At 69.5% G+C, this 24,483-nt stretch carries 24 protein-coding genes; 13 read left to right on the top strand and 11 right to left on the bottom strand.

The window, feature by feature from the left end:
• Nucleotides 1–16 precede the first annotated feature (16 nt).
• Complete coding sequence (locus ACFY10_RS41850; RefSeq protein ID WP_390670565.1) at nt 17–649, bottom strand: class I SAM-dependent methyltransferase; 633 nt, start codon at nt 647–649, stop codon at nt 17–19.
• Nucleotides 650–811: 162 nt separating this feature from the next.
• Here ACFY10_RS41850 and ACFY10_RS41855 point away from each other — a divergent pair, with 162 nt between their 5' ends.
• A complete protein-coding gene (locus tag ACFY10_RS41855; protein ID WP_390670567.1) occupies nt 812–2,152 on the top strand; it encodes an esterase-like activity of phytase family protein in 1,341 nt (446 codons plus the stop codon).
• Nucleotides 2,153–2,159: 7 nt separating this feature from the next.
• Here the strand turns inward: ACFY10_RS41855 and ACFY10_RS41860 are convergent, their stop codons facing one another.
• Nucleotides 2,160–2,564 carry a hypothetical protein gene (locus tag ACFY10_RS41860; protein WP_390670568.1) on the bottom strand — a complete coding sequence of 135 codons (405 nt, stop codon included), beginning with the start codon at nt 2,562–2,564 and terminating at the stop codon, nt 2,160–2,162.
• Nucleotides 2,565–2,733: 169 nt separating this feature from the next.
• On the bottom strand, nt 2,734–3,900 hold the full coding sequence (xylA, locus tag ACFY10_RS41865; protein WP_390670569.1) for a xylose isomerase: 1,167 nt from the start codon (nt 3,898–3,900) through the stop codon (nt 2,734–2,736).
• A gap of 195 nt (nt 3,901–4,095) precedes the next feature.
• On the opposite strand from xylA, the gene xylB reads away from it, so the two are divergent.
• The 8 genes from xylB (at nt 4,096) to ACFY10_RS41905 (ending at nt 13,782) form a co-directional block, all read left to right on the top strand.
• Nucleotides 4,096–5,538 carry a xylulokinase gene (gene xylB / locus ACFY10_RS41870; protein ID WP_390670570.1) on the top strand — a complete coding sequence of 481 codons (1,443 nt, stop codon included), beginning with the start codon at nt 4,096–4,098 and terminating at the stop codon, nt 5,536–5,538.
• Between the two features lie 10 nt (nt 5,539–5,548).
• Nucleotides 5,549–6,757, top strand: coding sequence for an ROK family protein (locus ACFY10_RS41875; protein ID WP_390670571.1), 1,209 nt, complete (start codon nt 5,549–5,551; stop codon nt 6,755–6,757).
• A gap of 95 nt (nt 6,758–6,852) precedes the next feature.
• Nucleotides 6,853–7,395 carry an FABP family protein gene (locus ACFY10_RS41880; protein ID WP_390670572.1) on the top strand — a complete coding sequence of 181 codons (543 nt, stop codon included), beginning with the start codon at nt 6,853–6,855 and terminating at the stop codon, nt 7,393–7,395.
• Between the two features lie 184 nt (nt 7,396–7,579).
• Nucleotides 7,580–9,079, top strand: a complete 1,500-nt coding sequence (locus ACFY10_RS41885; protein WP_390670573.1) for an APC family permease — start codon at nt 7,580–7,582, stop codon at nt 9,077–9,079.
• Nucleotides 9,076–10,089 carry an acetamidase/formamidase family protein gene (locus ACFY10_RS41890; protein WP_390670574.1) on the top strand — a complete coding sequence of 338 codons (1,014 nt, stop codon included), beginning with the start codon at nt 9,076–9,078 and terminating at the stop codon, nt 10,087–10,089. Before ACFY10_RS41885 ends, ACFY10_RS41890 begins: the two co-directional genes overlap by 4 nt.
• Nucleotides 10,090–10,120: 31 nt before the next feature.
• Entirely contained in the window at nt 10,121–10,720 is a 600-nt protein-coding gene (locus tag ACFY10_RS41895; protein ID WP_390670575.1) for an N-acetylmuramoyl-L-alanine amidase, read from the top strand.
• A gap of 127 nt (nt 10,721–10,847) precedes the next feature.
• The gene (locus ACFY10_RS41900; RefSeq protein ID WP_390670576.1) at nt 10,848–12,143 is read left to right on the top strand and encodes a GAF domain-containing protein; all 1,296 of its coding nucleotides are present in this window, start codon (nt 10,848–10,850) and stop codon (nt 12,141–12,143) included.
• 115 nt (nt 12,144–12,258) lie between these two features.
• Entirely contained in the window at nt 12,259–13,782 is a 1,524-nt protein-coding gene (locus tag ACFY10_RS41905) for an aldehyde dehydrogenase family protein (RefSeq protein ID WP_390670577.1), read from the top strand.
• Nucleotides 13,783–13,982: 200 nt separating this feature from the next.
• Here the strand turns inward: ACFY10_RS41905 and ACFY10_RS41910 are convergent, their stop codons facing one another.
• From ACFY10_RS41910 to ACFY10_RS41920, 3 genes are all read right to left on the bottom strand, one after another.
• Entirely contained in the window at nt 13,983–15,305 is a 1,323-nt protein-coding gene (locus ACFY10_RS41910; RefSeq protein ID WP_390670578.1) for a tyrosine-type recombinase/integrase, read from the bottom strand.
• A gap of 49 nt (nt 15,306–15,354) precedes the next feature.
• Nucleotides 15,355–16,593 (bottom strand): IS256 family transposase, encoded by a 1,239-nt coding sequence (locus ACFY10_RS41915; protein ID WP_390670579.1) that lies wholly within the window; start codon nt 16,591–16,593, stop codon nt 15,355–15,357.
• A gap of 169 nt (nt 16,594–16,762) precedes the next feature.
• Nucleotides 16,763–16,960 (bottom strand): helix-turn-helix transcriptional regulator, encoded by a 198-nt coding sequence (locus tag ACFY10_RS41920; RefSeq protein WP_390670580.1) that lies wholly within the window; start codon nt 16,958–16,960, stop codon nt 16,763–16,765.
• Nucleotides 16,961–17,804: 844 nt separating this feature from the next.
• On the opposite strand from ACFY10_RS41920, the gene ACFY10_RS41925 reads away from it, so the two are divergent.
• The gene (locus ACFY10_RS41925; RefSeq protein ID WP_390670581.1) at nt 17,805–17,939 is read left to right on the top strand and encodes a hypothetical protein; all 135 of its coding nucleotides are present in this window, start codon (nt 17,805–17,807) and stop codon (nt 17,937–17,939) included.
• Between the two features lie 297 nt (nt 17,940–18,236).
• On the opposite strand, the gene ACFY10_RS41930 is transcribed toward ACFY10_RS41925, so the two are convergent.
• A complete protein-coding gene (locus ACFY10_RS41930) occupies nt 18,237–18,800 on the bottom strand; it encodes a GNAT family N-acetyltransferase (protein WP_390670582.1) in 564 nt (187 codons plus the stop codon).
• Nucleotides 18,801–18,810: 10 nt separating this feature from the next.
• On the bottom strand, nt 18,811–19,689 hold the full coding sequence (locus tag ACFY10_RS41935) for a hypothetical protein (protein ID WP_390670583.1): 879 nt from the start codon (nt 19,687–19,689) through the stop codon (nt 18,811–18,813).
• Nucleotides 19,690–19,756: 67 nt separating this feature from the next.
• Between ACFY10_RS41935 and ACFY10_RS41940 the strand changes: the two genes are divergently transcribed.
• The 3 genes from ACFY10_RS41940 (at nt 19,757) to ACFY10_RS41950 (ending at nt 21,731) form a co-directional block, all read left to right on the top strand.
• Complete coding sequence (locus ACFY10_RS41940) at nt 19,757–20,779, top strand: thiamine pyrophosphate-dependent enzyme (protein ID WP_390670584.1); 1,023 nt, start codon at nt 19,757–19,759, stop codon at nt 20,777–20,779.
• Between the two features lie 78 nt (nt 20,780–20,857).
• The gene (locus ACFY10_RS41945) at nt 20,858–21,448 is read left to right on the top strand and encodes a nuclear transport factor 2 family protein (protein WP_390670585.1); all 591 of its coding nucleotides are present in this window, start codon (nt 20,858–20,860) and stop codon (nt 21,446–21,448) included.
• Nucleotides 21,449–21,563: 115 nt separating this feature from the next.
• Nucleotides 21,564–21,731 (top strand): hypothetical protein, encoded by a 168-nt coding sequence (locus tag ACFY10_RS41950; RefSeq protein ID WP_390670586.1) that lies wholly within the window; start codon nt 21,564–21,566, stop codon nt 21,729–21,731.
• Between the two features lie 34 nt (nt 21,732–21,765).
• Here the strand turns inward: ACFY10_RS41950 and ACFY10_RS41955 are convergent, their stop codons facing one another.
• Genes ACFY10_RS41955 through ACFY10_RS41965 form a run of 3 tightly spaced genes read right to left on the bottom strand, consistent with a single transcriptional unit; the run spans nt 21,766 to nt 24,463 of the window.
• Complete coding sequence (locus ACFY10_RS41955) at nt 21,766–22,533, bottom strand: SDR family NAD(P)-dependent oxidoreductase (protein WP_390670587.1); 768 nt, start codon at nt 22,531–22,533, stop codon at nt 21,766–21,768.
• Nucleotides 22,534–22,571: 38 nt separating this feature from the next.
• On the bottom strand, nt 22,572–23,576 hold the full coding sequence (locus ACFY10_RS41960; RefSeq protein WP_390670588.1) for a transketolase family protein: 1,005 nt from the start codon (nt 23,574–23,576) through the stop codon (nt 22,572–22,574).
• Nucleotides 23,573–24,463, bottom strand: a complete 891-nt coding sequence (locus ACFY10_RS41965; RefSeq protein WP_390670589.1) for a transketolase — start codon at nt 24,461–24,463, stop codon at nt 23,573–23,575. The genes ACFY10_RS41960 and ACFY10_RS41965 overlap by 4 nt, the downstream gene beginning before the upstream one ends.
• Nucleotides 24,464–24,483 lie beyond the last annotated feature (20 nt).

The raw sequence follows: 24,483 nt of genomic DNA on the forward strand, positions 1-24,483 counted from the left end.
GCCCCGCCGGCCGGGCTCATACTGGCTGTGCGGGGCGACGGGCCCAGAACAGGGCGTGTCCGCCGTCTCCCTCGGGCACGAACTCCTCCCGTTCCACCATCAGCCCGGCCTGGGTGATCCAGGCACGGTTGGTGGCGGCGTCCGCATGACTCCACCACATCGGGGCCCCGCCGCCGAGCCAGTTGTCCTCGCTTCCGGTCCAGGCCCGGTGTCCGGTGGTGGCCAGGAACCAGCCGCCCGGACGCAGCCATCCGGCGATCCGTCGCAGCAGCGGTGGCTGCTCGGCCAGCGGGATGTGGATGAGGGCGTAGAGGCAGACGACCGCGTCGAAGGAGGCGGGTTCGAAGGCGGCGGACGTGGCGTCACCGTGGATGAACTCCGCCTGTGGCACCCGCTCCCGGGCTCTGCGGATCTGCACCCCGCTGATGTCCAGGCCGGTGACCCGGTGCCCTGCGGCCGCCAGACTCCGCGCGACCGGCACCCCGCTTCCGCATCCGACGTCCAGCACCGCGCTGCCGGCCGGGATCCGCCGGCGCAGATCGCCCAGCAGGGCCTCGTACTTGGTGTCGCCGCCGTAGGCGTCGTCGTAGCGCCGGGAGACGGCGTCGTAGCCGCGCCGGACGACGTCCTTGGGGTCTTTGATGTCCACGCTGGGAGAACGTAGCCAGCGCTCTGCGGCCTTCGCGATCGGATTTTGCCTGTGGGTGGGGCGCCGCAACCCGACGCCCCGTGTTCACCCGAGCGTCGCGACCCGTTCGCTGCGGTGCCCAAATCTGGCCGCTGTCAACGAACTTGTCCCCCAGGAGGCCCGATGTCCCCGCACGCCACCGGCCGGCTCCGCGTCCGACGCTCCGTCGCAGTGGGCGTTCCGCTTGTCGTGATCGCAGCCCTCGTGGCGGCCGGTCCGGACGCGAGTGCGTCGGACGAGGACGCGCATGTCGTCCGTACGGCAACCCTCGGGGACATTCCGCTCGGCACCTTCAGCAACGCCCTGCTGCCCGGGACGGTGGACGACGACCGGGGCATCGACCTCGGTGGTATCGGCAGCGACATCTACCCGGCGGGACGCAAGGGCGAGTTCTGGACGGTCACCGACCGCGGACCCAACGGCCAGATCAAGGTGTCCGGCACGAAGCGCCGTACGTTCCCGGTGCCGGGCTTCGATCCGGCGATCGTGAAGATACGGGTGGTCGGCGACACCGTGCAGGTGCTGGACGCGCTTCCGGTCACCACCTCCTCCGGCAGGGCCGTCACCGGGCTGTCGAACCAGGCGGGGCGCGACGAGGCGCCGTACTCCTACGACGCCAAGTCACCGCTGTCGTACAACCCGAACGGGCTGGACACGGAGGGCATCGTGCGGGCCGCAGACGGGAGTTTCTGGCTCGTCGACGAATACGGGCCCTCCCTTGTGCACGTCTCCGCGCGCGGGAAGGTGCTCACGCGATACGTGCCCAAGGGGCTGAACCTCACTGGCACCGACTACCCGGTGGTGGAGGCGCTGCCCGCGATCCTTCTGCACCGGAAGATCAACCGCGGCTTCGAGGGTCTCGCCCAACTGCCCGGCAGCGACCTGGTGCTGGCCCTGCAGAGCCCGCTGTCCCTGCCAAACCCGGCGGCGGGTGAGGCGTCGCGCACCACGCGTCTGCTGCGCTTCTCACCGAAGAAGAAGGCCGTCACCGCCGAGTACGCCTACCGCTTCGACCCGGTGAACGTGGTGGACCCGAGCGAGGACGACACCTCCGAGCTGAAGATCTCCTCGGTGGTCGCCGTGGGCGGCAACCGGCTGCTGGTCGAGGAGCGCACCGACAAGGCCGCGCGGCTGCAGCTGGTGAAGCTGGAGCGGGACGCGAACATCCTCGGTGGTCCCTACGACGACGACACGACCTCTCCCTCGCTGGAGCAGCTCGACGACCCGGCGGCCTCCGGCGTTCCGGTGCTGGACAAGCGGCTGGTCGTCGACCTGGGCACGGTCGCCGGGGTGCCCGGGAAGGTCGAGGGCATCGCGCGCGTGGATCACGACACGCTTGCGCTCATCAACGACAACGACTTCGGCATGACGGACGGTGCGGGCGCGTTCGACGCGCAGGGGCGTCTGGTCGACAGCGGCATCGAGACGAAGGTGGTCTACGTGCGGCTGCCGCACGGCATCTGACCTCGCGTCACGGCAGTTGTATGCCGGACGGGATCAGCGATTGGATCTCGCTGGGCAGCTTCGACGGCAGCTTGCTGGGCAGCTTCGACGGCAGCTTGCTGGGCAGTTTGCTCGGCAGTGCGGTCGGGATGCCCAGCGACGGCGAGGGTTTGGAGCTCGCACTGCTCTTGGCGGGCGGCTTCTTTCCGGGCGAGTCGTCACTCCCGGAGCTGGCCATCAGCATCACGACGCCGACGGCCACCATCCCCGCTATCACGACGAGCAGGATGTAGAGCGGGTTCCGTCGGCGCCTGGGCGGCTGAGGGGGAGGCTGCCAGTCCCCGTAGGCAGGGGGTGGTCCGAACCCGCCGCCGGGTGGCGGCATGTCCCCCGGCGGCCCGGGCGGCTGAGGCGGTACCGGCGGTGTGGCCATACCGTCCACAGTCGCCTCGCACCGGGCATGCGGCGACCCCCGCACGGGAGTTGATACGACCCCATGCCCTGGACCGTACGATTCCGGGGCATTCCGCGCGGGGACCGCTCGGGCACGCACGCGTGCGCAGACGGAATCAAGCACGCATGCGCACGCGTACGCGTGCCGTTCAGCCGCGAGCCCCCAGCAGGTGGTCCATGGCCAGCTGGTCGAGGTGCTCGAAGGCCATCCCGCGCGCGGCGGTCGCCTCGACGTCGAACTCCTCGAAGGCGCTGCGGTCGGCGAGCAGGGACTGCAGGCCGTCCGCGGCGGTCGGCTGGGCGAGCTGGTCCAGGCGCGAGGCACGCAGGGCCTCCTGCACCTCCGGGTCGGCGCGGAAGGCGGCCGCGCGCTCCTTGAGGATGAGGTAGTTGCGCATGCAGCCGGCGGCCGAGGCCCACACGCCGTCGAGGTCCTCGGTCCGCGGCGGCTTGAAGTCGAAGTGGCGCGGGCCGTCGTAGCCGGCGCTCTCCAGGAGGTCGACCAGCCAGAACGCGGCGCGCAGGTCGCCGGCGCCGAAGCGCAGGTCCTGGTCGTACTTGATGCCGGACTGGCCGTTGAGGTCGATGTGGAAGAGCTTGCCCGCCCACAGGGCCTGCGCGATGCCGTGCGGGAAGTTCAGCCCGGCCATCTGCTCGTGGCCGACCTCGGGGTTGACGCCGTACAGCTCCGGGCGCTCCAGACGCTCGATGAAGGCGAGGGCGTGGCCGACGGTGGGCAGCAGGATGTCGCCGCGGGGCTCGTTCGGCTTGGGCTCGATCGCGAACTTCAGGTCGTAGCCCTGGGAGGTCACGTACTCGCCGAGGAGGTCGAAGGCCTCCTTCATGCGGTCGAGGGCGACGCGTACGTCCTTGGCGGCGCCGGACTCGGCGCCCTCGCGGCCGCCCCAGGCGACATAGATCTTGGCGCCGAGCTCGGCGGCGAGGTCGATGTTGCGGATGGTCTTGCGCAGCGCGTAGCGGCGCACCTCACGGTCGTTCGCGGTGAACGCGCCGTCCTTGAAGACGGGGTGCGTGAAGAGGTTGGTGGTGGCCATCGGCACGGTCATGCCGGTCGTGTCGAGAGCCTGACGGAAGCGCTTGATGTGCGACTCGCGCTCGGTGTCCGAGGACCCGAAGGGGATCAGGTCGTCGTCGTGGAAGGTGACGCCGTAGGCGCCCAGCTCGCTCAGGCGCTGCACCGACTCGACCGGGTCGAGGGCACGCCGCGTGGCGTCGCCGAACGGGTCCCTTCCCTGCCAGCCGACGGTCCACAGGCCGAAGGTGAACCTGTCCTCGGGGGTGGGCTGGTAGCTCATGCCGCGGCTCCTTGCTTGTTTGCGACGATTGCTTACGGCTATTTCGTCATGGCGGTTTACAAATTAGTATGCGGACGCATCCCTGGGAAGGGACAAGATGTCCCCGAAGGGGTGAGGTTCCGGTTCACCATGGCCCGGGAACCCTCAAAACAGCAGGTCAGAGCCCGCAGAGCCGCGGAAAAAAGGGAGAGCCCGATGTCAGCAGCCGAGGGTCCGCTCGTCGTCGGCGTGGACACGTCCACCCAGTCCACCAAGGCGCTCGTCGTCGACGCGGCCACCGGGCAGGTCGTCGCGAGCGGCCAGGCGCCGCACACCGTCTCCTCCGGAGCGGGCCGCGAGAGCGATCCGCGCCAGTGGTGGGACGCCCTGTGCGAGGCGCTGCACCAGTGCGGTGACGCGGCGCACGAGGCCGCCGCGGTCTCGATCGGCGGGCAGCAGCACGGCCTCGTCACCCTGGACGAGCGGGGCGAGCCGGTGCGCCCGGCGCTGCTGTGGAACGACGTGCGCTCGGCGCCGCAGGCCCGCCGCCTCGTCGAGGAACTCGGCGGCCCGAAGGCCTGGGCGGAGCGCACCGGAAGTGTGCCGGGCCCGTCCTTCACGGTCACCAAGTGGGCCTGGCTGGCCGAGAACGAGCCGGAGGCGGTCCGCGCGACCAGGGCGGTGCGCCTGCCCCACGACTACCTCACCGAGCGCCTCACCGGGCAGGGCACCACCGACCGCGGCGACGTCTCCGGTACGGGCTGGTGGGCTTCGGGGACGGAGTCCTACGACGAGGAGACCCTCGCGCACGTGGGTCTCGACCCCGCGCTGCTGCCCCGGGTGGTCCGGCCCGGCGAGGTGGCGGGCACCGTGCGCGACAGCCACGACCTGCCGTTCTCCAAGGGCACACTGGTCGCTCCGGGCACGGGTGACAACGCCGCCGCGGCGCTCGGCCTCGGGCTGCGTCCCGGCGCCCCCGTGCTCAGCCTGGGCACGTCGGGCACGGTGTACGCCGTCTCCAGGCGGCGTCCCGCCGACCCGACCGGCACGGTGGCGGGCTTCGCCGACGCGCACGGGGACTGGCTGCCGCTGGCCTGCACCCTGAACTGCACGCTCGCCGTGGACCGCGTCGCGACGCTGCTGGGCCTGGACCGCGAGGCCGTCGAACCGGCGACCGGCGTCACCCTGCTGCCCTATCTGGACGGCGAGCGCACCCCCAACCTGCCGAGCGCCTCCGGTCTGCTGCACGGCCTGCGTCACGACACCACCGCCGGCCAGCTCCTGCAGGCCGCCTACGACGGCGCCGTGCACTCGCTGCTCGGCGCGCTCGACCTGGTCCTCGACGAGGACGCGGACCGCTCGGCCCCGCTGCTGCTGATCGGCGGCGGTGCCCGGGGCACGGCCTGGCAGCAGACCGTACGCCGCCTCTCGGGCCGCCCGGTGCAGGTGCCCGAGGCCAAGGAGCTGGTCGCGCTCGGCGCCGCCGCGCAGGCCGCGGGCCTGCTGACCGGAGAGGACCCGGCCGCGGTCGCGCGGCGCTGGAACACCGCCGCTGGCCCCGTGCTGGATGCCGTTGAGCGGGACGAGGCGACACTGGCGAGGATCGCCGGGGTACTCTCCGACGCGGCCCCGCTGCTGGAGCGGAGCACGGACAGCTGAGGACGGGGGCATGACCGCACCGCTGCACGAGGCCCACCCGGCCGGCCCGGGGCGGGTGCTGCCCGACACCCAGCAGGGCATGCGCCGCCGCAATCTCGCCCGGGTGATGCACACCGTCAGCGCCGAGGGACCGCTCTCCCGCGCCGCCGTCGCCTCACGCATCGGCCTGACCCGGGCGGCGGTGTCGACCCTGGTCGATGAGCTCATACGCACCGGGCTGCTCGAGGAGCTCGGCCCCGAGCGGCCGGGACGGGTGGGCCGTCCCGGCTCGGCGCTCGCCGTCAGCGGACACGGCCCCGCCGGCATCGGAGCCGAGATCGGCGTCGACCACCTCGCGGTCTGCGCGGTCGACCTGCGCGGACAGGTACGCGCGCGTGCCGTGCGGCACCGCGGCAACCGCGGCCGCGCCCCCCAGCCGGTGATCGAGGAACTCACCGATCTGGTGCGCCGGGTGGTCGGCGAGGCGGAGCGCGAGGGGCTGTGGCCCGCGGGGCTCGCGGTGGCCGTGCCGGGCCTGGTGGCGCGCGACGCCCGCACCGTCGTACGCGCCCCGAACCTGGACTGGCACGACACCGACATCGGCGCGCTGCTGCCCACCGACATCCCGCTGATCGTCGACAACGAGGCCAACTTCGGTGCTCTCGCCGAACTCTGGCTCGGCGAGAGCACCCCGCACGACTTCCTGCACGTGTCGGCGGAGATCGGTATCGGCGCGGCGGTCGTCGTGGCCGGGGGGCTGCTGCGCGGGACGCGTGGTTTCGCGGGCGAGCTGGGGCATGTGCCGGTGCAGCCGGAGGGGCCCGCGTGCCCGTGCGGCGGGCGCGGGTGTCTGGAGCAGTACGCCGGTGAGGAGGCGGTGCTGCGGGCGGCGGGGCTGGAGCCGGGCGAGGACCGGGTCGGGCTGCTCGCGGGCCGGGCCGCCGAGGGCAACGAGGACGTACGGGGTGCGCTGCGGGACGCAGGGAAGGCGCTCGGCATCGCGCTGACCGGGGCGGTCAACCTGCTGGACCCCGAGAGCGTGGTGCTGGGCGGCGCGCTGGCCGGGCTCGCGCCCTGGCTGCTGCCGTCGCTGGAGGCCGAGTTGGACCGGCGCACCGCGGGTCCGGCCTGTCCGGTGACCGTGTCGCGGCTGGGCCCCGAGGGGCCGCTGCTGGGGGCGGCGCACTCGGTGGTGCGGGCGGTGCTGGACGACCCTGCCGCGGTGGCGGAGCGGACCTGACCCCGGCGCCGAGGCCGTTGTGCCAGACCGGCGCCCTGCACGCGCCCTAGGCTTTCGCCCGGCAACGGCACCGGCACCACCCGAGGAGCGCAACCGTGTTCGACCCCGCAACGGAGTACCCGTACCACGACAGCCACCGGCCGGACGCGGCACCCGCACCGCACCCGCTGCTCGCGCCCGTGCTCGGTCTCCTGGGCACCTGGCAGGGGCGGGGCGAGGGCGGATACCCGACGCTCGACGGGGACTTCGCGTACGGGCAGGAGGTCACCTTCAGCCACGACGGCCGCCCCTTCCTCCGCTACGAGGCCCGGGCCTGGCTGCTCGACACCGACGGCGCACCGCTGCGCCCGGCGGCCCGGGAGAGCGGCTGGTGGCGGCTTCAGCCCGAGGGCCGGGTGGAGGCGCTGATCACCCAGCCCACCGGCATCGCGGAGATCGCGGTCGGCCGGGCGGGCGGGGGCACGGTCGACCTGTCCACCCACAACGTGGCGCTCACCCCCACGGCCAAGGAGGTCTCCGCCACCCGCCGCCGCTACACCCTCACCGCCGACGACACGCTCTCCTTCGTCTTCGACCTCGCGGCGGTCGGCCAGCCGCTGCAGCACCATCTCTCGGCACAGCTGCGCCGCACGCGATAGGCCGCTTCGCAGCCGTCGGCCTCACCCGTACGGGTGGCCGGGTATTCCACATTCGCGCCGTCGTCCACCGAAGCACGGTGTGCTCTTCTGCCCAACTCGCAAGCGCCGTACCGTGATTCACGCGAGGCACTCCCGCCGGGTCGGGCGGGGCCGGGCTTGTCGGCGTGAATTGAGGGGGATTCACATGTCGGGGGATGCAGCAGCAGATCGGGCACCGGTGGGGCTCAGGCGCGATGCGATCGGGCTGCGCGAGGTGCTGTTCCAGAGCATCACGGCCATGGCGCCGGCCGCCGCGGTCGCCGCATCCATTCCGTCCGGTGCGGCCTTCGCCGGCGGGAGTCTGCCGCTCGCCGTGCTGATCGCGCTGGTGGCCTGCCTGTTCACCGCCTCCAGCGTGGCCGAGCTGGCGCGTGAACTCCCGGCCGCGGGCTCGGTGTCGACGTATGCCGCGCAGGGCCTGCACCCGGCCGTCGGCTTCCTCGTCGGCTGGGGTTATGTGTTCGTGGAGGCGCTGGTCCCGCCGCTGCTGCTTCTGCAGCTCGGCTTCACGACGGCGGGCACGCTGCACCAGGAGTGGTCCTCGTATCCGGCGGACCTGTGGTGGCCCTGGGCGCTCGCGGGTGCGGCGATCATCGCGGCCGCGGGGTACTTCGGGGTGCGCGCGTCGGCCCGCTTCGGCACGGTCCTGGGCGTCTTCGAGGTCCTTGTCTTCCTGGTGTTCGCCGTCTGGCTGATCGGCAAGGCGGGAGGGGACAACACCCTTTCGGTGTTCGGCACCTCGCACACGGCCGCGGGGTACCAAGGGGTCAGCGGGGTCTTCGCCGGGTCGGTGTACACGGTGCTGGCCTTCGCCGGGTTCGAGGCCGCGGCGCCGCTCGCCGAGGAGACACGCAACCCGCGCCGGACAATGCACCGCGCGGTGCTCGGCGCGGCGCTCGGGATCGGCCTGTTCTACGTGGTCACGACCTACGCCATGACGGTGTACTTCGGGCCGGACCGGTTCGCGAGGTTCGGGGCCTCCGGCGAGGCGTCCTGGGAGGGCGTGGCCCGGGCGTCGTTCGGCCTGTTCTGGGTGCTGGTGTTCCTGGCCGTGGTGAACTCGACGATCGCCAACGCCAACGCGTGCGCCAATGTCTCCACGCGGACGGCCTTCGCCCTGGCCCGCATCCGCGTCCTGCCCCGCTTCTTCGCCGCGCTCCACCCAAGACACCGCTCCCCCGTCGCCGGAATCGCCGTGCAGACCGTGGTGGCGGTCGGAGCCGTGCTGGGGCTCGGCTTCGGCTACGACCCGGTGACCGCCTTCCTGCTGCTCGCCACGGTGATCGTCACGGTCGTGATCGGCGTGTACATCGTCGTCAACCTCGCCTGCGCCGGCTATTTCCTGCGCCGCAGACGGGAGTTGCTCAAACCGGTACGGCATCTGCTGCTGCCGCTGCTCGGCATCGTCGCGTTCGTGCCGGCGCTGCTGACCGCGGCGGGCCTGCCCGCCTTCGACTTCGTCACCGAGCTGACCGCGCCGGTGTCCTACGCAGGACCGATCGTCGCCGTGTGGATGGCCGCAGGTGTCGTAGCGCTGCTGGTGCTGATGCGGCGGCATCCCGAGCGGATCTCCGAGACCGCCCGCGTCCACCTCGACGACCCCTCCCCCACCAGCCCTGCGCAGAACAGAGCAGCACACCCATGAGCGACCCCCGCATCCTGACCGTCCGGCCCGAGCCGGGCGAGTACGCCTGGACGTTCGGCGGCGCACCGCCCGTGGCCCGCATCGCGCCCGGCACCGTCCTCGACCTGTACACGGAGGACTGCTTCGCCGGACGGGTGCGGTCCGAGAAGGACCTGGTGTCCGAGGTGTGCGAGTTCCCCTTCCTCAATCCGCAGACCGGCCCCTTCTACGTCGAGGGCGCCCAACCGGGTGACACGGTCGCCGTGCACTTCGTGTCCGTCGAACCGGCCCGCGACTGGGCCGCATCGACCACGGTGCCGCTGTTCGGCGCGCTCACCTCCACACACACCACGGCCACACTCCAGCCGCCGCTGCCGGAGACCGTGTGGATCTGGCAGCTCGACCGCACCCGCCGCACGGCGCTGTTCCGGGCCAAGGACAGCGACATCGAGGCCGAGCTGCCCATGGACCCGATGCACGGCACCGTGGGCGTGGCCCCCGCCAACCTCGAGGTCCGTTCGGCCCTGGTGCCCGACGCGCACGGCGGCAACATGGACACACCCGAGATGCGGGCCGGCGTCACCTGCTACCTCGGGGTGAACGTGGAGGGCGCACTGCTCAGCCTCGGCGACGGGCATGCCCGGCAGGGCGAGGGCGAGACCTGCGGGGTCGCCGTCGAATGCGCGATGAACACCGTGGTCATCGTGGAACTGCTCAAGGGGCTCGCCACGCCGTGGCCGCGCATCGAGTCGGACACGCACATCATCTCGACCGGCTCGGCACGCCCGCTGGAGGACGCGTTCCGGATATCCCAGCTCGACCTGGTGCAGTGGCTGGTGCGCGACTACGGCTTCAGTGAACTGGACGCCTACCAGTTCGCGACCCAGGCGGTCGAGTCCCCGCTGGCCAATGTGTGCGACACGAACTACACGTGCGTGGCCAAGCTCCGCAAGCAGTGGCTGCCCGCGCGCGAGACTCATCGGGGTGTGCACGCGCAGCTGCGCGAGATCGCGAGGACTTTGCAGGGCTGAGCCTCCCCCACCGATCGAAAGGCACGGCTTGATGGAACGGGCAAGACCGGGCACATCCAGACGGCGCTTCCTGAAAAGCGCCGCCCTGGCCGCCGTCCCGTATGCATTGCTTCCCGACGCGCGAGCCGGGGCGCAGGACCAGGCCGTCGACTACCCGGCCGCCGAGTGGCAGCCGGCGAGCGCGTCCAACTACACGGCGTCGGACCGCCCCATGTCCTCTCCCCTCGACTGCGTGATCATCCATGTCACGCAGGAGACGTACGCCAAGACGCTCGCCATCTTCCAGAACCCGGAGAAGAAGGTGACCGCGCACTACCTGGTGCGCTCGGCGGACGGGCATGTGGCGCAGTGCGTGCGGGAGGCCGACATCGCCTGGCACGCGGGGAGCTGGCACTACAACACACGCAGCATCGGCATCGAACACGAGGGCTGGGTGGACCGCCCCGAATACTTCACCCACGCCCTCTACGAACAGTCGGCCAGGCTCACCGCGGCGATCTGCACCAAGTACGGCATCCCGAAGGACCGGGAGCACATCATCGGGCACTACGAGGTGCCCGGGACGGACCACACCGACCCCGGACCCCACTGGGACTGGAGACGCTACATAAAGCTCGTCAACACCGCCTGACCGCGGAGGGAAGGCCGTTGGGCCCGGCGGGAGGGCCGTCGTTCGGGTGACCCGGTCGAAACGGTTGTCGGCGCGCGTACCCGGAGTGACGATGTCCTCAGCCACATCACCTCTCGGGGAGGCCGAGTTGACCGATCAGTGGGTGGCCCTGGAGCCGGGGGCCGACCCTGCCGAGCACGCGCGGATGCTGCGTCGCGCGCACGAGACGTTCACCGAGGTGGGCACGGTGACGCGTCCGGTGCGTTCGGTGGTGGCCGAATCGTGGCGGAGGTCCGCGCGGGCCGGGGTGGGGCCCGACGGCACGGCGAGCGTGGAGCTGGTGGACGGTGATCTCGGCGCCTACCGGGCCGAGCATCCGCTGGCGCGGGTGATGCCGCTGTTCCGTGAGCTGATGGGGACGTTCGCCGCCGACGGGGAGCATCTGCTGGCGGTGTGCGACGTGCACGGCAGGCTGCTGTGGGTCGAGGGCCATCCGGCCACCCGGCGGGATGCCATGCGGATGAACTTCGTGCCGGGTGCCCGCTGGGCGGAGACGGCGATGGGCACCAACGCGCCGGGGACCGCGGTCGCCGTCGACCGGCCGGTGCAGGTCTTCGCAGCCGAGCACTTCATCCGGCGTGTGCAGCCCTGGACCTGCGCGGCGGCTCCGGTGCACGATCCGCGCACCGGGCGGGTGCTCGGCGCCGTGGACATCACCGGCGGTGACGGTCTCGCGCATCCGCACAGCCTGGGCTTCGTGCAGGCGGTCGCGCGCGCCGCCGAGTCCCAGCTGGCGCTGCTCGTGCCGGAGCGGCCCGCCGTCGACACGCCCGAGCTGACGGCGCTGGGCCGGGACGAGGCACAACTCCTCACCTCCGGACACAGGATCAGGCTCAGCCGCCGGCACAGCGAGATCCTCGTCCTGCTGGCCCGTCATCCGGAGGGGCTGACCGGCGACGAGCTGCTGTGCGCGCTGTACGAGGACGAGTCGGTGACACCGGTGACGCTGCGCGCCGAACTGGCCCGGCTGCGCCGGGTGCTGGGCCCAGGACTGCTGGCCTCACGGCCGTACCGGCTGACCGTGCCCGTCGAGTGCGACGTGGCCGTCGTCGAGCGGCGGCTGGAGACCGGTGCGGTCACGGCGGCCGCGACAGCGTACGCGGGGCCGCTGCTGCCCGCTTCCCAGGCCCCGGCGGTGGTGCGGCTCAGGCACCGCCTCGCTGACGGCCTGCGCACGGCGCTGATCGCCCGCCGCGACCCCGACCTGCTGGCCGACTGGGCACACGCACCATGGGGCGAGGACGACCTCGACGTGTGGCGGGCGCTGGCCGCCGTCCGGCCCACGGCGACGGTCCGAGCCCGACTGGCCGCGCTGGAAGGCGAGTTGACGGCACCGGCCGACTGGCGCAGCGCTGCAGGCCGCCGGGGAGCCATACCGTCGTAGCGTCCGCGCGGCCGGTCCCCGGTGCTCACGGCAACGTAGTTGCAACGTCGCCGTCCCTAGCCTCCCGACGGGAGCTGCCCAACGGCGGGCAGCGCTTAGAAGGAGGCAGACCAGCATGACCCGTTACGCTGCGCCCGGCACCGAGGGCGCGATCGTCTCCTACCAGGCGCGCTACGACCACTTCATCGGGGGCGAGTACATGCCGCCGGCCCGCGGGCAGTACTTCGAGAACCCGTCGCCGGTGAACGGGCAGCCGTTCACCGAGATCGCGCGCGGCACGGCGGAGGACGTGGAGCGAGCGCTGGACGCGGCGCACGCAGCCGCGCCGGCGTGGGGCCGTACGTCGGTCACCGAGCGCTCCGACATCCTGCTGAAGATCGCCGACCGGATGGCGGCCAACCTCGAGAAGCTGGCGGTGGCCGAGAGCTGGGAGAACGGCAAGCCGGTGCGCGAGACGCTGGCCGCCGACATCCCCCTCGCCATCGACCACTTCCGCTACTTCGCGGGCGCGATCCGGGCGCAGGAGGGCTCGCTGGGCGAGGTCGACGAGGACACGGTGGCGTACCACTTCCACGAGCCGCTCGGCGTGGTCGCGCAGATCATCCCGTGGAACTTCCCGATCCTGATGGCGACCTGGAAGCTGGCGCCCGCGCTGGCGGCGGGCAATGCAGTCGTGCTGAAGCCGGCCGAGCAGACCCCGGCCTCCATCCACTACTGGTTGAGCCTGGTCGCCGACCTGCTCCCGCCGGGCGTCCTCAACATCGTCAACGGTTTCGGCGTGGAGGCGGGCAAGCCGCTGGCCTCCAGCCCGCGGGTGGCGAAAGTGGCGTTCACCGGGGAGACCACGACCGGCCGGCTGATCATGCAGTACGCCTCGGAGAACATCACCCCGGTCACCCTCGAACTCGGCGGCAAGTCCCCGAACATCTTCTTCGAGGACGTCACGGCGCACGACGACGTCTTCCGCGACAAGGCCCTCGAGGGCTTCACGATGTTCGCCCTCAACCAGGGCGAGGTGTGCACCTGCCCCTCCCGGGCGCTGGTCCAGCGCGGCCACTACGCCGAGTTCATGGAGGCGGCGGTCGCCCGCACCGAGCAGATCAAGACGGGCCACCCCCTCGACACGGACACGATGATCGGCGCCCAGGCCTCCAACGACCAGCTGGAGAAGATCCTCTCCTACCTGGACATCGGCCGGCAGGAGGGCGCCAAGGTCCTCACCGGCGGCGAACGCATCGAGCACGACGGCGAGTTGAAGGGCGGCTACTACGTCCAGCCGACCATTTTCGAGGGCGACAACCGCATGCGGATCTTCCAGGAGGAGATCTTCGGACCGGTCGTCTCGGTGACCTCCTTCGACGACTTCGACGACGCCATGAAGATCGCCAACGACACCCTCTACGGCCTCGGGGCCGGCGTGTGGACCCGCGACATCAACACCGCCTACCGCGCGGGCCGTTCCATCCAGGCGGGCCGCGTCTGGACGAACTGCTACCACGCCTACCCGGCGCACGCGGCGTTCGGCGGTTACAAGGGCTCGGGCATCGGGCGCGAGACGCACAAGATGATGCTGGAGCACTATCAGCAGACGAAGAACCTGCTGGTGTCGTACTCGCCGAAGAAGCTCGGCTTCTTCTAGGCACAGAAAAAGGGGCGTCTGACCAGGTCAGATGCCTGTCAGACGCCCCTCTCGGAGCACAACTAAACTGCGAGTCGAAAAACGCCCTTACTCCCGATATCTCCCACCCCTATCCCACCTGTGACCTGCAGTTCCGGGGCATTTCCGGGCCAAGGTTCCACTAAGACTCCCTCCGGGTCTTCGGCCAGGTTCTCCCAGCGCTACATGGAGTCCTCGATCAGCCGGTTGGCATGATTCCTCGTCTCGGCAAGGAACTTGGCGTAGTAGCGGAAGAGGACTTGGATGCTCTGGCCGGCTCGGCGCGCGCACTCCGCTGGGTCGACGCCGTAGGCCAACCAGAACGAGATGCCGGCGTGGCGCAGGTCGTAAGGGCGCTTCGCCAGGTTGAGGGATTGCTCGTCAAGAGTAAGAGCGGCCTCGCGTGCTCGCCCCCACGTGATGTTGTACGCCGAGGCATCGATGTAGTTTCCCGCCGTGTTGCGGAACACACGTCCGTCGGGAGCAACTCCGAACTGTCGTATGTGTTCGCGCAACATACGGACGAGGACGGGAGGAATCGGGACTGGTCGCGTGGCCTTGGCTGCCCGGCGCTTCAAAGAGTGGATCTCGTGTACAGCGCCGTCGTCGGTCCACTCCTTACCGGCGGTCACAACGCCGTCCTTCAAGTTCAGAAGTCCCCACCCAGTCGCCGGGAGCCGGCACTGTGACTTCTGGAGGTGTATGACCTCCGCCGGGCGCATGGCGGCGTAATACATGCAGCCGAAGAAGGCGTACAGGTGAGAGCCACGGCCGGGCAGGGCCTTCACAGCAGACAGCAGGCGAGCAACCTGAGCGGGATTCGGCACGCAGTCGGGGTCGACTTCGTCATCGACTTCCGGCGCCGACCAACGTAGGCCATTGAGCGGGTTGTGCGCGAAGTAGCCGCGTTCGACTGCTTCCTCGAACACCTCGTTGACCGCTGCCCTCTTTCGCTTCACGGTCTTCGCGGCAGCTGCCGTCCCATCAAGTTTCCGGCAGAGTCCGTCGAGCCCCCGCCTCAAGACGTCCCGCTCCTCCAGTTCACTGACAGGCAGCGAGTGGCGCTCCAGCCACTTGAGTGCGACCTGCCACTCTTCTCGGGGATCGTCCTGCCACGCGTTCTTGTTGAAGGCCCACGAGTACAGGGCTCGACGTAGTACGCGAGGTTCCCGGTAGACAGCGCCTCCCTCGACGAACATGGGGGTAATCGTGGCCAGGCCTTCCGCGATCGTGCGGCGGGTGTTCCCTGGAGTCCGCCCCCACCTCTGCTCAACGTATGCCCGAGCGAGGTCATACCACGTCGTACGCTGCTTTAGAGCCCGGATCTCGGAGGCCGGCAGGCCGGACTGGGTATCGAAGGGCTCGCCGTCGCGAGCGGCGGTCATCAGCTTGGACCGTCGACTCTCCGCAAGTCCCTTGGTCCGGAAGGACTCGGAGTTCTCCCGGCCGTTGACCGTCCAGCGGACCTCGAAACTCGAGCGACGATCGGTCCGCTCGCGGGTCACGTCCGCGGGAGTGGTGTATTGACGGCCACTCGGTGATCTCGTTTTGAGGCTATGCGGTGAGTTCGGTGGGCAGGGCGGTGTCGTCGGTTTCTGACTCGATCGGGTGGAGGCGGGCCTTGGCCAGCAGGTCGAGTCCCATGTAGCGGCGGGCCTCGGTCCATTCGTCGTTCTGCTCGGCCAGGACCGCGCCGACGAGCCGGATCAGGGCGGTGCGGTCGGGGAAGATACCGACCACGTCGGTGCGACGGCGGATCTCCTTGTTCAGGCGTTCTTGCGGGTTGTTGGACCAGATCTGCCGCCAGCTCTCGCGCGGGAACGCGGTGAAGGCCAGCAGGTCGTGCTGGGCGGTGTCCAAGTGGGCTGCGGCCTTGGGGAATTTGGCCTCCAAGGCGTCCAACACGTGCCGCATCTGGGCCTGGACAGCCGTCGTGTCGGGCTGTTCGAAGATGGTCCGCAGCAGGGTGGCCACCCACGGCTGGGCCGATTTCGGAACCTGGCTCAGCAAATTTCGGGCGTAGTGCGTGCGGCATCGCTGCCACGAAGCACCCGGCAGGACCGCGCCGATGGCATCGACGAGGCCGGCGTGGGCGTCGGAGATCACCAGCTGGACTCCGGAGAGACCACGGGCGATCAGCGAGCGCAGGAAGGCGAGCCAGCCGGCACCGTCCTCGGCAGTGGCGACGTCGATGCCGAGGATCTCGCGATGCCCGTCGGCGTTGACGCCGACCGCGATGAGCGCATGAACGTTGATGATGCGGCCGCCCTCGCGGACCTTCTGGGTCAGGGCATCGACCCAGACGAACGCGTAAGGCCCTTGGTCCAGAGGCCGGTTGCGGAACGCGGCCACCTGCTCGTCCAGGTGCTTGGCCATCGCCGAGACCTGCGACTTCGACAGCTGGGTGACGCCGAGGGACTCGGCCAGCTTCTCGACCCGGTGTGTACTCACGCCGAGCAGGTAGGCGGTGGCGACCACCGAGATGAGGGCCTGTTCGGCCCTTCGGCGTCGTTCGAGGAGCCAGTGCGGGAAGTAACTCCCGGACCTGAGCTTGGGGATGGCCAGCTCAACGGTCCCGGTCCTCGTGTCCCACTCGCGCGGGCGATATCCGTTGCGGTGGTTGACGCGTTCGTCGCTGACCTGCCCGTATTCGGCGTTGCAGAGAGCATCGGCTTCGGCGGACATGAGTGCGTCGCCGAACGTCTTGACCATCGCGCGCAGCAGATCGGGACTCGCCGCAGCGAGGTTGTCTTCCGCGAGAGCGTGCAGGGGCAGACTGTCTGGTGCGGTCATCGTGCTGATCTCCTTCGAGGCTTCGACACTTCGAAGATCAGCCGGTGGCCGTTCATCTATGCGGGCACCATCCCAACGCCGGAGCAAACCCCCGGATCAGGTTGAACCCGTACACCACTTCCCTGGACGCAACCCCGCTCGCGTATCTCCCAGAATCGAACCTTGTAGCTCATCGCCATTCAGGCGTATCCCTTTCACACGCATCCCACCACGCATCCAGATCGGCGCGACGGCAGCGCAGTTCTCCATTCGGCAACTTGATCATCCGAGGAGCCAGCCCTCGGGCCCGAAGGCGATAGAACGCGGACGGGCTCATGCGGATCTCCGCAAGGACTTCGGCAAGTTTGAGTGCAGGAGGACGTGGCATCGAAGTCTTCTCGATTGAGTGGGACGGAAGCGTTGAGCACCACGGTTGACAGAACTGCACTCGCGACCCAGGCCATGGGGTGGACGGCATCCGCCATCCGCCAAGGCAGCGCGGAGCATCTGCGTCACCGCAGTCAGCGAAGCGGGGGCTGCAGACCGACAGGAAACGGCTGGCGCTAGCCGCCCGTTTCCTGTCCTTCCATCTACCTGCCGCCTCGCTTAGTCCGTTGGGCTCCCCGGCCAAGCAAAGCCGCCACGAACGACTCAATGGTCTTCAAGATCGCCGGTTTGGCTAACCGGCGATCGTCGGCTATGTTGCGCCACCGCCTGCCAAGCGCCGACTCGAAGTCACGCCCGCGGCATTACCCCATCGATACTCATACTCAGCCTGCCAAACATGCGCCTCGCAAATGGCCCAAGGGACAGCGGCGGCCTACGCCCGGCAGCCAGGGCTGAAGTTGCGAGATTGAACGGCCAGTCGAAATAGGATGAGCACCTCGCCAAATCCACCGTCAAGCCACTCGTTGGCCTGTCTACGTGAGTGTTGTACTTTGACATAGGCCCAGAACGAGTTCCAGTCCTTCGAGGATCATTCTCGTCTGCCGTGAGCGAATGAGCGAGCATGGACCTCACCGTGGAGGCACATAACTCGGCCGATCTCGGGCATCTAGGCCTAGTGCCGCATCATTCGGCACCGTTCGCCTCTTCGGGCAACGACTGGCAGTGCGCCAGACGCCAGCGTCCAGTCGTAAGGAAGGGACTGCGTCGACCAGTACTCACTTACTGTCTCTAACAAAAGTGGTGGGATCATGCGACTGTCGGCTTGATCACTCGTTGATGAGGCCATGGGGAAGCGTCAGCCGCGGCCGTGGATCGTGTCGGACGAACTGGGGTCGCTCATCGAGCCGTTGCTGCCCGACCCGCTCCCGAAGCAGGTCGAGGGCAGACCTCGAGTGCCCGACCGGCACGGCGCCGCATAACGGTCGCGGCCTGCGACACCTGCCACGACCTGATCCACGAGGCACAGGCAACCAGATCATTCACGCCGTGATCACTGGAGAGCCGAGTGATAGCGAAAGCGTCAAGCCCGGTTCGACGGGAGGCCGCGAGGAAAAGGAGCTGCCACGGCAGACACCTCGCCGCGCGGCCAACCCAACTTCCCGGCTGCAGGGCTTCCGCCACTTACGGATCCGATGGGAACGACGCGACGACATCCACGCGGCATTCCTCGAACTCGCCGTCTGCCTGATCACTCACCGCCACGTCCAGAGGCTTTGCTAGGGCCAGTAAGTATGAAGCTCGCGCCACTCGCGTTCGAGCATGGCGTGTACGACGGAGTCTCTCCACTGACCGGCCTTGTGGATGTGCTCCCGGATGATGCCTTCTTCGACCATGCCCACTGCCGCCATGGTCTTTGCCGAGGCCCCGTTGAGCGGGGAGCGGGCGCCCCAGACGCGGTGTAGTTCGAGGTCCTCGAAGGCGAAGGCGAGCAGGAGGCGTACGGTTTCGACGCCGTAGCCGACGCCCCACGAGGTGGGGCGCAGCGCGAAGCCGAGGGTGACCGCGCGCTGCTGGTGCGGGTCCATGGCGAGCCGCCCGAACCCGATCAGTTCGTTCGTGTCCCGCTCAACGACGGCCAGAGCATATTCAACGCGCGGGTCCGCCGTAGCGGAGGCGATAGCCCGGTCCACGACCTGTTCGACCTGTTCGCGTGTACGCGGCGCGAACGACAGATGCTCCGTTGCCTTGGGACTGCCGTAAATAGCAAGTACCGCGTCGATGTCCTCGATAGTGAGTTCACGAAGAGCGAGCCGTGGGCTGGAGCGCGGGACCGGGTGCATGTTCGGGACTCTAGCCTCGGGGCAGCGCTGGCCGACTCACTGGGAAGGCTTCGATCTCCCCACGGAGGTCGCGAGCAGCAGCAGCTGTACGCGTGGGACTGACCATCAACTCTTGTCGAACACGTAGCGCCGAGACGACGATGCCGTTGTTCCGGTGAGAGACGGGCAGGTCCAGCACAGGGCGAATGGCGTCTGCGGCACCTTCCCCGTCGCCGCCGGAGAGACGGATGAGCGCCAGGTCGCACTGCGATCCGGCAAGGTCTCCGAACGCCCAGTTCGGGGAACCTCGATCGCTGAATTCCCTCACGGCCTGCTCCGCTTTGGCAGCGAGCTGTGTATCACCGTGCCCGAGGAGCGCCCCGGACTCCACTACGTAGTAGAGCTGCTTCTCCGGTGCATACGTGAACAGCCCTCCAAGCCGATCCAGGTCGTCGAGGACCACGTGTTCGCGCCGGTCGGCAGCTTCCTGGTTCACAGTGCGCACCGTCTCCTCGTCGCCCAAGACCGCGGCGGCGCGGGCTTGGAGGCCGAGTAGCCACAAACCCACAGTTCCGCTCAGCCCGTCTGCGGTCGCGGCGCCCTGGCTCGCGTAGTGGTAGGCGTCTTCCGGTTTATCCGCCCAGTAGGCGATCAGCGACTTCAGCCCGTCGGTGAGCGCGATGAGTCCCGTGTGTTCGGCGCTCCGGGCGAATGAGGCGGCGAGGCGGGTCATGGTCATCGCCTGGTGCGGGGACTCCATGTCATTGAAGCCCTTGGCGACGAGGAACGAGACAACGGCGCCCTTCACATTCAGGTCACGCAGGTGGGACAGCTTCCGAACCCTGCCTCCTTCAAGGAGGCGAAACACCTGGTCTTGGGTCTCAAGGAGGTCGTCCCAAAGCTCCGACAAGGGCTCACGTGGGTACGCGGAAACCAGTCGCTCTACCTCGTCGTCGAGGAGGTCAAGGGGCCGGGCGGTGCTGCCGGACGACCACCCGCTCTACGCGGGCGACATGAGCGGCTGGGGGTACTTCGGGACCGGCACCAAGGTGGCCGAGGAGGCCGACCTGTGGATCGCGGTCGGGTTCTCCTTCTCCCAGACGGCCACCCTGTCGTGGTCCCTCGCCAAGCCGGACAAGGTCGTGCACGTCGACATCGAGCAGTCCCAGCTCGGCCGGATCTTCCAGCCGACGCTGGGCGTCGTCGCCGACGCGAAGACGTTCCTCGGCCAGCTCAACGGCGGGCTTGACGCCTCCGGACTGAAGGGCCGACGCCACGCAGGTGAGGTGCGGTCAGCCGAGATCTCAACGGCGAAGGACTCCTACGCCGAGACGCTGAAGTCCTTCGTCGGCACCGACCCGATCATGCCGGCCGCGATCGGCCAGATCCTCTCCGAGGAGGCCCCCGCCGGGACCATCTTCGTCAACGACGAGGGTTTCCCGGTGCCAGGGATGGTGTACCGGGAGTCGAAGTACCCGGACGGCTTCGCCGCCCCACTGGGCTTCCACTACGCGGCGCTCGGGTCGTCCCTCCCGGTGGCGATCGGCGCCAAGCTCGCCGCGCCCGACCGCCTGGTCGTCAGCATCGGCGGCGACGCCGGCTTCTACTACGACTGCGGGGAGCTCTCCGTGCTCGCCGAGCGCAATCTCAAGGTCATCAGCATCGTCCTCAACAACGGTGGCCTCTACGGCGGCCGGCGCGGCCGCGAGCACGGGGGCCCCGGCTCGATACCGTTCACGCACTGGACCGACCTTCCCGAGACCGACTACACCGCCGTCGCCAAGGGTTTGGGCGTGCCGGGTGAGCGGGTGGAGAAGGCGGACGAAATGGTACCGGCGATCCGGCGCGCGATCGCCGCGGACGGCCCGTACTTCATCGAGGTCATCACGGCCGCCAGCACGATGCACCTGCACCTGGCCGGATGGCCCGACCCCGACCCCAAGACCACCTGCAAGGGCGGCCATGGCGACCTGTTCGTCGACGGCTCGTGGCCGAGCTGACGATCGACGCCGCGTCCCGTTTCGCGATGGGCCGGAGCGATTTGGAAACGTGGCTCAACCGATCCCAAGGAGGAGATCATGGCGACTCTTGAACAGCAGAAGGAAGCGACGCCGGCGGGGGCTCGCCTGCCTGACATGGCGAGGTTCATCGATTTTCTCGAGGCCCGGAAGGCGGAGACGGAGAATCCGAAACATGCCGCGATGATCGACTTGCTGATCGAGCACTCGGTCGCCGAGGTGCGGGATCACGACATCGACCGGACGATGGCGACGCTGGTGGAAGACTGCGTCTACCACAACTACGGCGACCCCGTCGTGGTCGAGCGGCAGGGCGGACGGGTCATCGACAGCGACGCGGTGCGCGCGAACTACATCGCGAACATGGCCAACGGCGCGCTGGAGATGGACGGCCTCGAAGTCGAGGTCGAGCACTTCTTCATCAACGATGACGCCATCGCCTGGGACGGCTACACGCGTGTTCGGCTGCCCGGCGCGGTGCTCGCCGAGGAGGGCGTGCCCTTGCCGGACGGGGGAACGGTCGACGACGTTTTCGTGCAGACGTCGAGAGCTGTCATCGTCATCCCGTTCCGCGACGGGCTGATGGTCGGAGAGGACTTCTACCTCGACGGCGGCGGCACCTTGGAGAAGGCGGCTTCCGGGAGTGTCTGATCACCGGCGGATCTGATGATCAAGAGAGGTTCGTGGTGACCGAGACCGCCGTGGAGTCGGCGTCGGCGCCTTTGAGCCGCAGATCGTCAAGAGGCGGCAGCGCCGCCTGACCCTCATGACGCCCGCGACGACCGTCCGGCCCACCCCCGGAACGAACGCCGCCGCGGTCCCCGCCGACGTGTGCGACCAGCGCCGTCGGCGGGAACGCGTGTTCCACCGCCGTCTCCCGCCGACCGAACGGGTCTTCCCCGTGGCGGCCGCCGACCGGGACGTGCGCACGTGATCCGCCGGTCGGCCTTCTCCCGGTCGGGGGCCGGTCAATGGATGTGGGACCCGCCGTTGACGTCGTACGTCACGCCGGTGAGGTAGCCGGACTCGGGCCGGGCCAGGAAGGCGATGACGTCGGCGACGTCCTCGACCGCGCCAATGCGGCGTACCGGAACATCCGCGATCATTGCCGCCTTGCGCTCCTCGTCCAGTTTGCCCTGGGTGATGTCGGTGTCGATCAGGCCCGGGGCGACGGAGTTGACCGTGACTCCGGATGAGCCGAGTTCGCGGGCGAGCGCCTTGGCGAAGCCCAGCAGGGCGGCTTTGGCCGCCGAGTAGGCCACTCCCCCGAACACCCCGCCCCCGCGCTCGGCCGAGACGGACGACAGGAAGACGATGCGGCCGAACCCGCGCTCGGCCATCCCGGCAGCCACGCGGTGGGTGACCAGGAAGCTGCCGCGGACGTTGACCTCGAGGATCCGGTCCCACTCGGTGGGCGTGACGTCGAGGAAGCGGGTCGGTGACGTGATCCCCGCGTTGTTGACCAGGGCGCCGACGGGCGGGAGCGCCGCTTCGACCGCCCCGATGGCGGCGTCGACGGCGTCGGCGTCGGTGACGTTCGCGGCAAGTCCCAGGGCTTCCACCCCGTGCCGGGCGGCGACTTCCCGGGCGGTGTCCTCAGCGGCCTCCTTGTCCAGGTCGAGGACGGCGATGTGGTAGCCGACGGCAGCCAGGGCGTGCGCGGTGGCGCGTCCGATGCCGCGGCGGGAGCCGGCGCCGGTGATGACGGCGGTGCGAGGGGTGGGGTCGATGGCCATGCGGTGCTCCAGAGAGGGGGAATGGGGGTGAACGCAGATCAGAGTTCGCGGCGGACGCGTTCCTTGATCGCCGCGACGGAGAGGCCGTAGCGATCGTGGAGCGTCGGCAGCGCACCCGCGGCGAGGAACTCGTCCGGCAGCCCGATCGGGACGATGCGTGCTCTCTGCTGGGCGAAGGCCAGGCAGGAGGCCACGGACTCAGCGAGGCCTCCGACGACGCTGTGGTTCTCGAGCGTTACCACGAGGCGTCCCTTGCCGGCCTCCCGCAGCACCGTCTCGCGGTCGAACGGTTTGATCGTCGGCACGTGGAGGACGGCGGCGTCGACGCGGTCGGCCGCGAGTTCGTCGGCCGCGGTCAGGGCACGCACCGTCATCAGGCCGGTGGAGATGAACAGGACATCGCGTCCGCCGCGCAGCGCCGCCGCCTTGCCGAGTTCGAACCGGTAGTCGTACTCGTCCAGGACCGTCGGTACGGCTCCGCGCAGCAGCCGCATGTAGGTGGGGCCGGGGTGGGCGGCGAGCGCCGGGACGGCCTGTTCGATGTCGATCGAGTCCGCGGGGTCCACGATCGTCAGGCCGGGCATGCCGCGCAGGATGGCCAGGTCCTCGGTCGCCTGGTGGCTGGGTCCGTAGCCGGTGGTCAGGCCGGGCAGGGCGCCGACGACGTTGACGTTCAGCTGCGGCTCGGCGATGTCGAGGCACAGGAAGTCGTAGGCGCGGCGGGTGGCGAAGACGGAGTAGGTGGAGGCGAACGGCGTCAGGCCCACCTCGGCCAGGCCCGCGGCCGCGCCCAGCATCGCCTGTTCCGCCATGCCCATCTGGAAGAAGCGCTCGGGGTGGGCCTCGCGGAAAACGTGCATGTCGGTGTACTTGGCCAGGTCCGCGGAGAGTCCGACGATGTCGGGTCGTTCGTCGGCGAGCCGGGCCAGCGCGTGGCCGAAGGGCGCCTTGGTGGTGCGCTGTCCCTCCTCGGCGATCGAGGCGATCATCGCGGAGGTGGTGAGTTTGCGCTGCGGGGCCTGGGGCGGTGCCGGGGTGTTCATCGGGCGGTTCCTTCGTTCTGGACGGCGGTGTGGTGAGGCTCAGTCAACTGGTCGCGGGCGAGCTGCCACTCGTGCTCCTCGACCCGCATGAAATGGGCCTTCTCGCGCGTCTCCAGCATCGGTACGCCGCATCCGATCCGGGTGTCGCAGATGACCACGGCCGGGGAGCCGCGGTGCCCGCGCAGGTCGTCGAAGGCAGCGACGAGTGCCTCGATGTCGTTGCCGTCCACACGGACCGCATGCCAGCCGAACGCCTCCCATTTGGCCGTGACCGGCTCGGTGCGCAGTACGCCCTTGGTGGGGCCGTCCGCCTGCAGGGCGTTGACGTCGACGATGGCGGTGACGTTGTCCAGGCCGTGGTGGGCGCAGGCAAGTGCCGCCTCCCAGGTGGAGCCCTCGTCCAGTTCGCCGTCGGAGAGCAGGTTGTAGACGCGTGCGTCGCTGCCCTGGTGGCGCAGGCCCAGGGCCATTCCGGTGGCGACGCCCAGGCCATGGCCCAGGGAGCCGCCGGAGATCTCCATGCCAGGTGTGTAGGAGGCCATGCCCGACATGGGCAGGCGCGAGTCGTCGCTGCCGTAGGTGGCGAGTTCGCCGACGTCCAGCACGCCGGCCTCGGCGAGCGCCGCGTACAGCGCGATCGCGTAGTGGCCGATCGAGAGCAGGAACCGGTCGCGCTGCGGCCAGTCCGGCTCGGCGGGACGGTGGTTGAGGACGTCCTGGTAGACGACGGCCAGGATGTCGGCCACGCCCAGCGCCTGTCCGATGTAGCCCTGGCCCTGGGTCTCCCCCATGTCCAGCGCGTGCATACGGATGCGGTAGGCGGAGTCCTTCAGGGCGCTGACGCGCCGGGTCGACGGAACCGCTGTTCCGACTGCCTGAGGGGACATCACGTTGATCCTCGTCTCTG

It is taken from the genome of Streptomyces sp. NPDC001401 (assembly GCF_042895385.1).
Classification (GTDB): domain Bacteria; phylum Actinomycetota; class Actinomycetes; order Streptomycetales; family Streptomycetaceae; genus Streptomyces.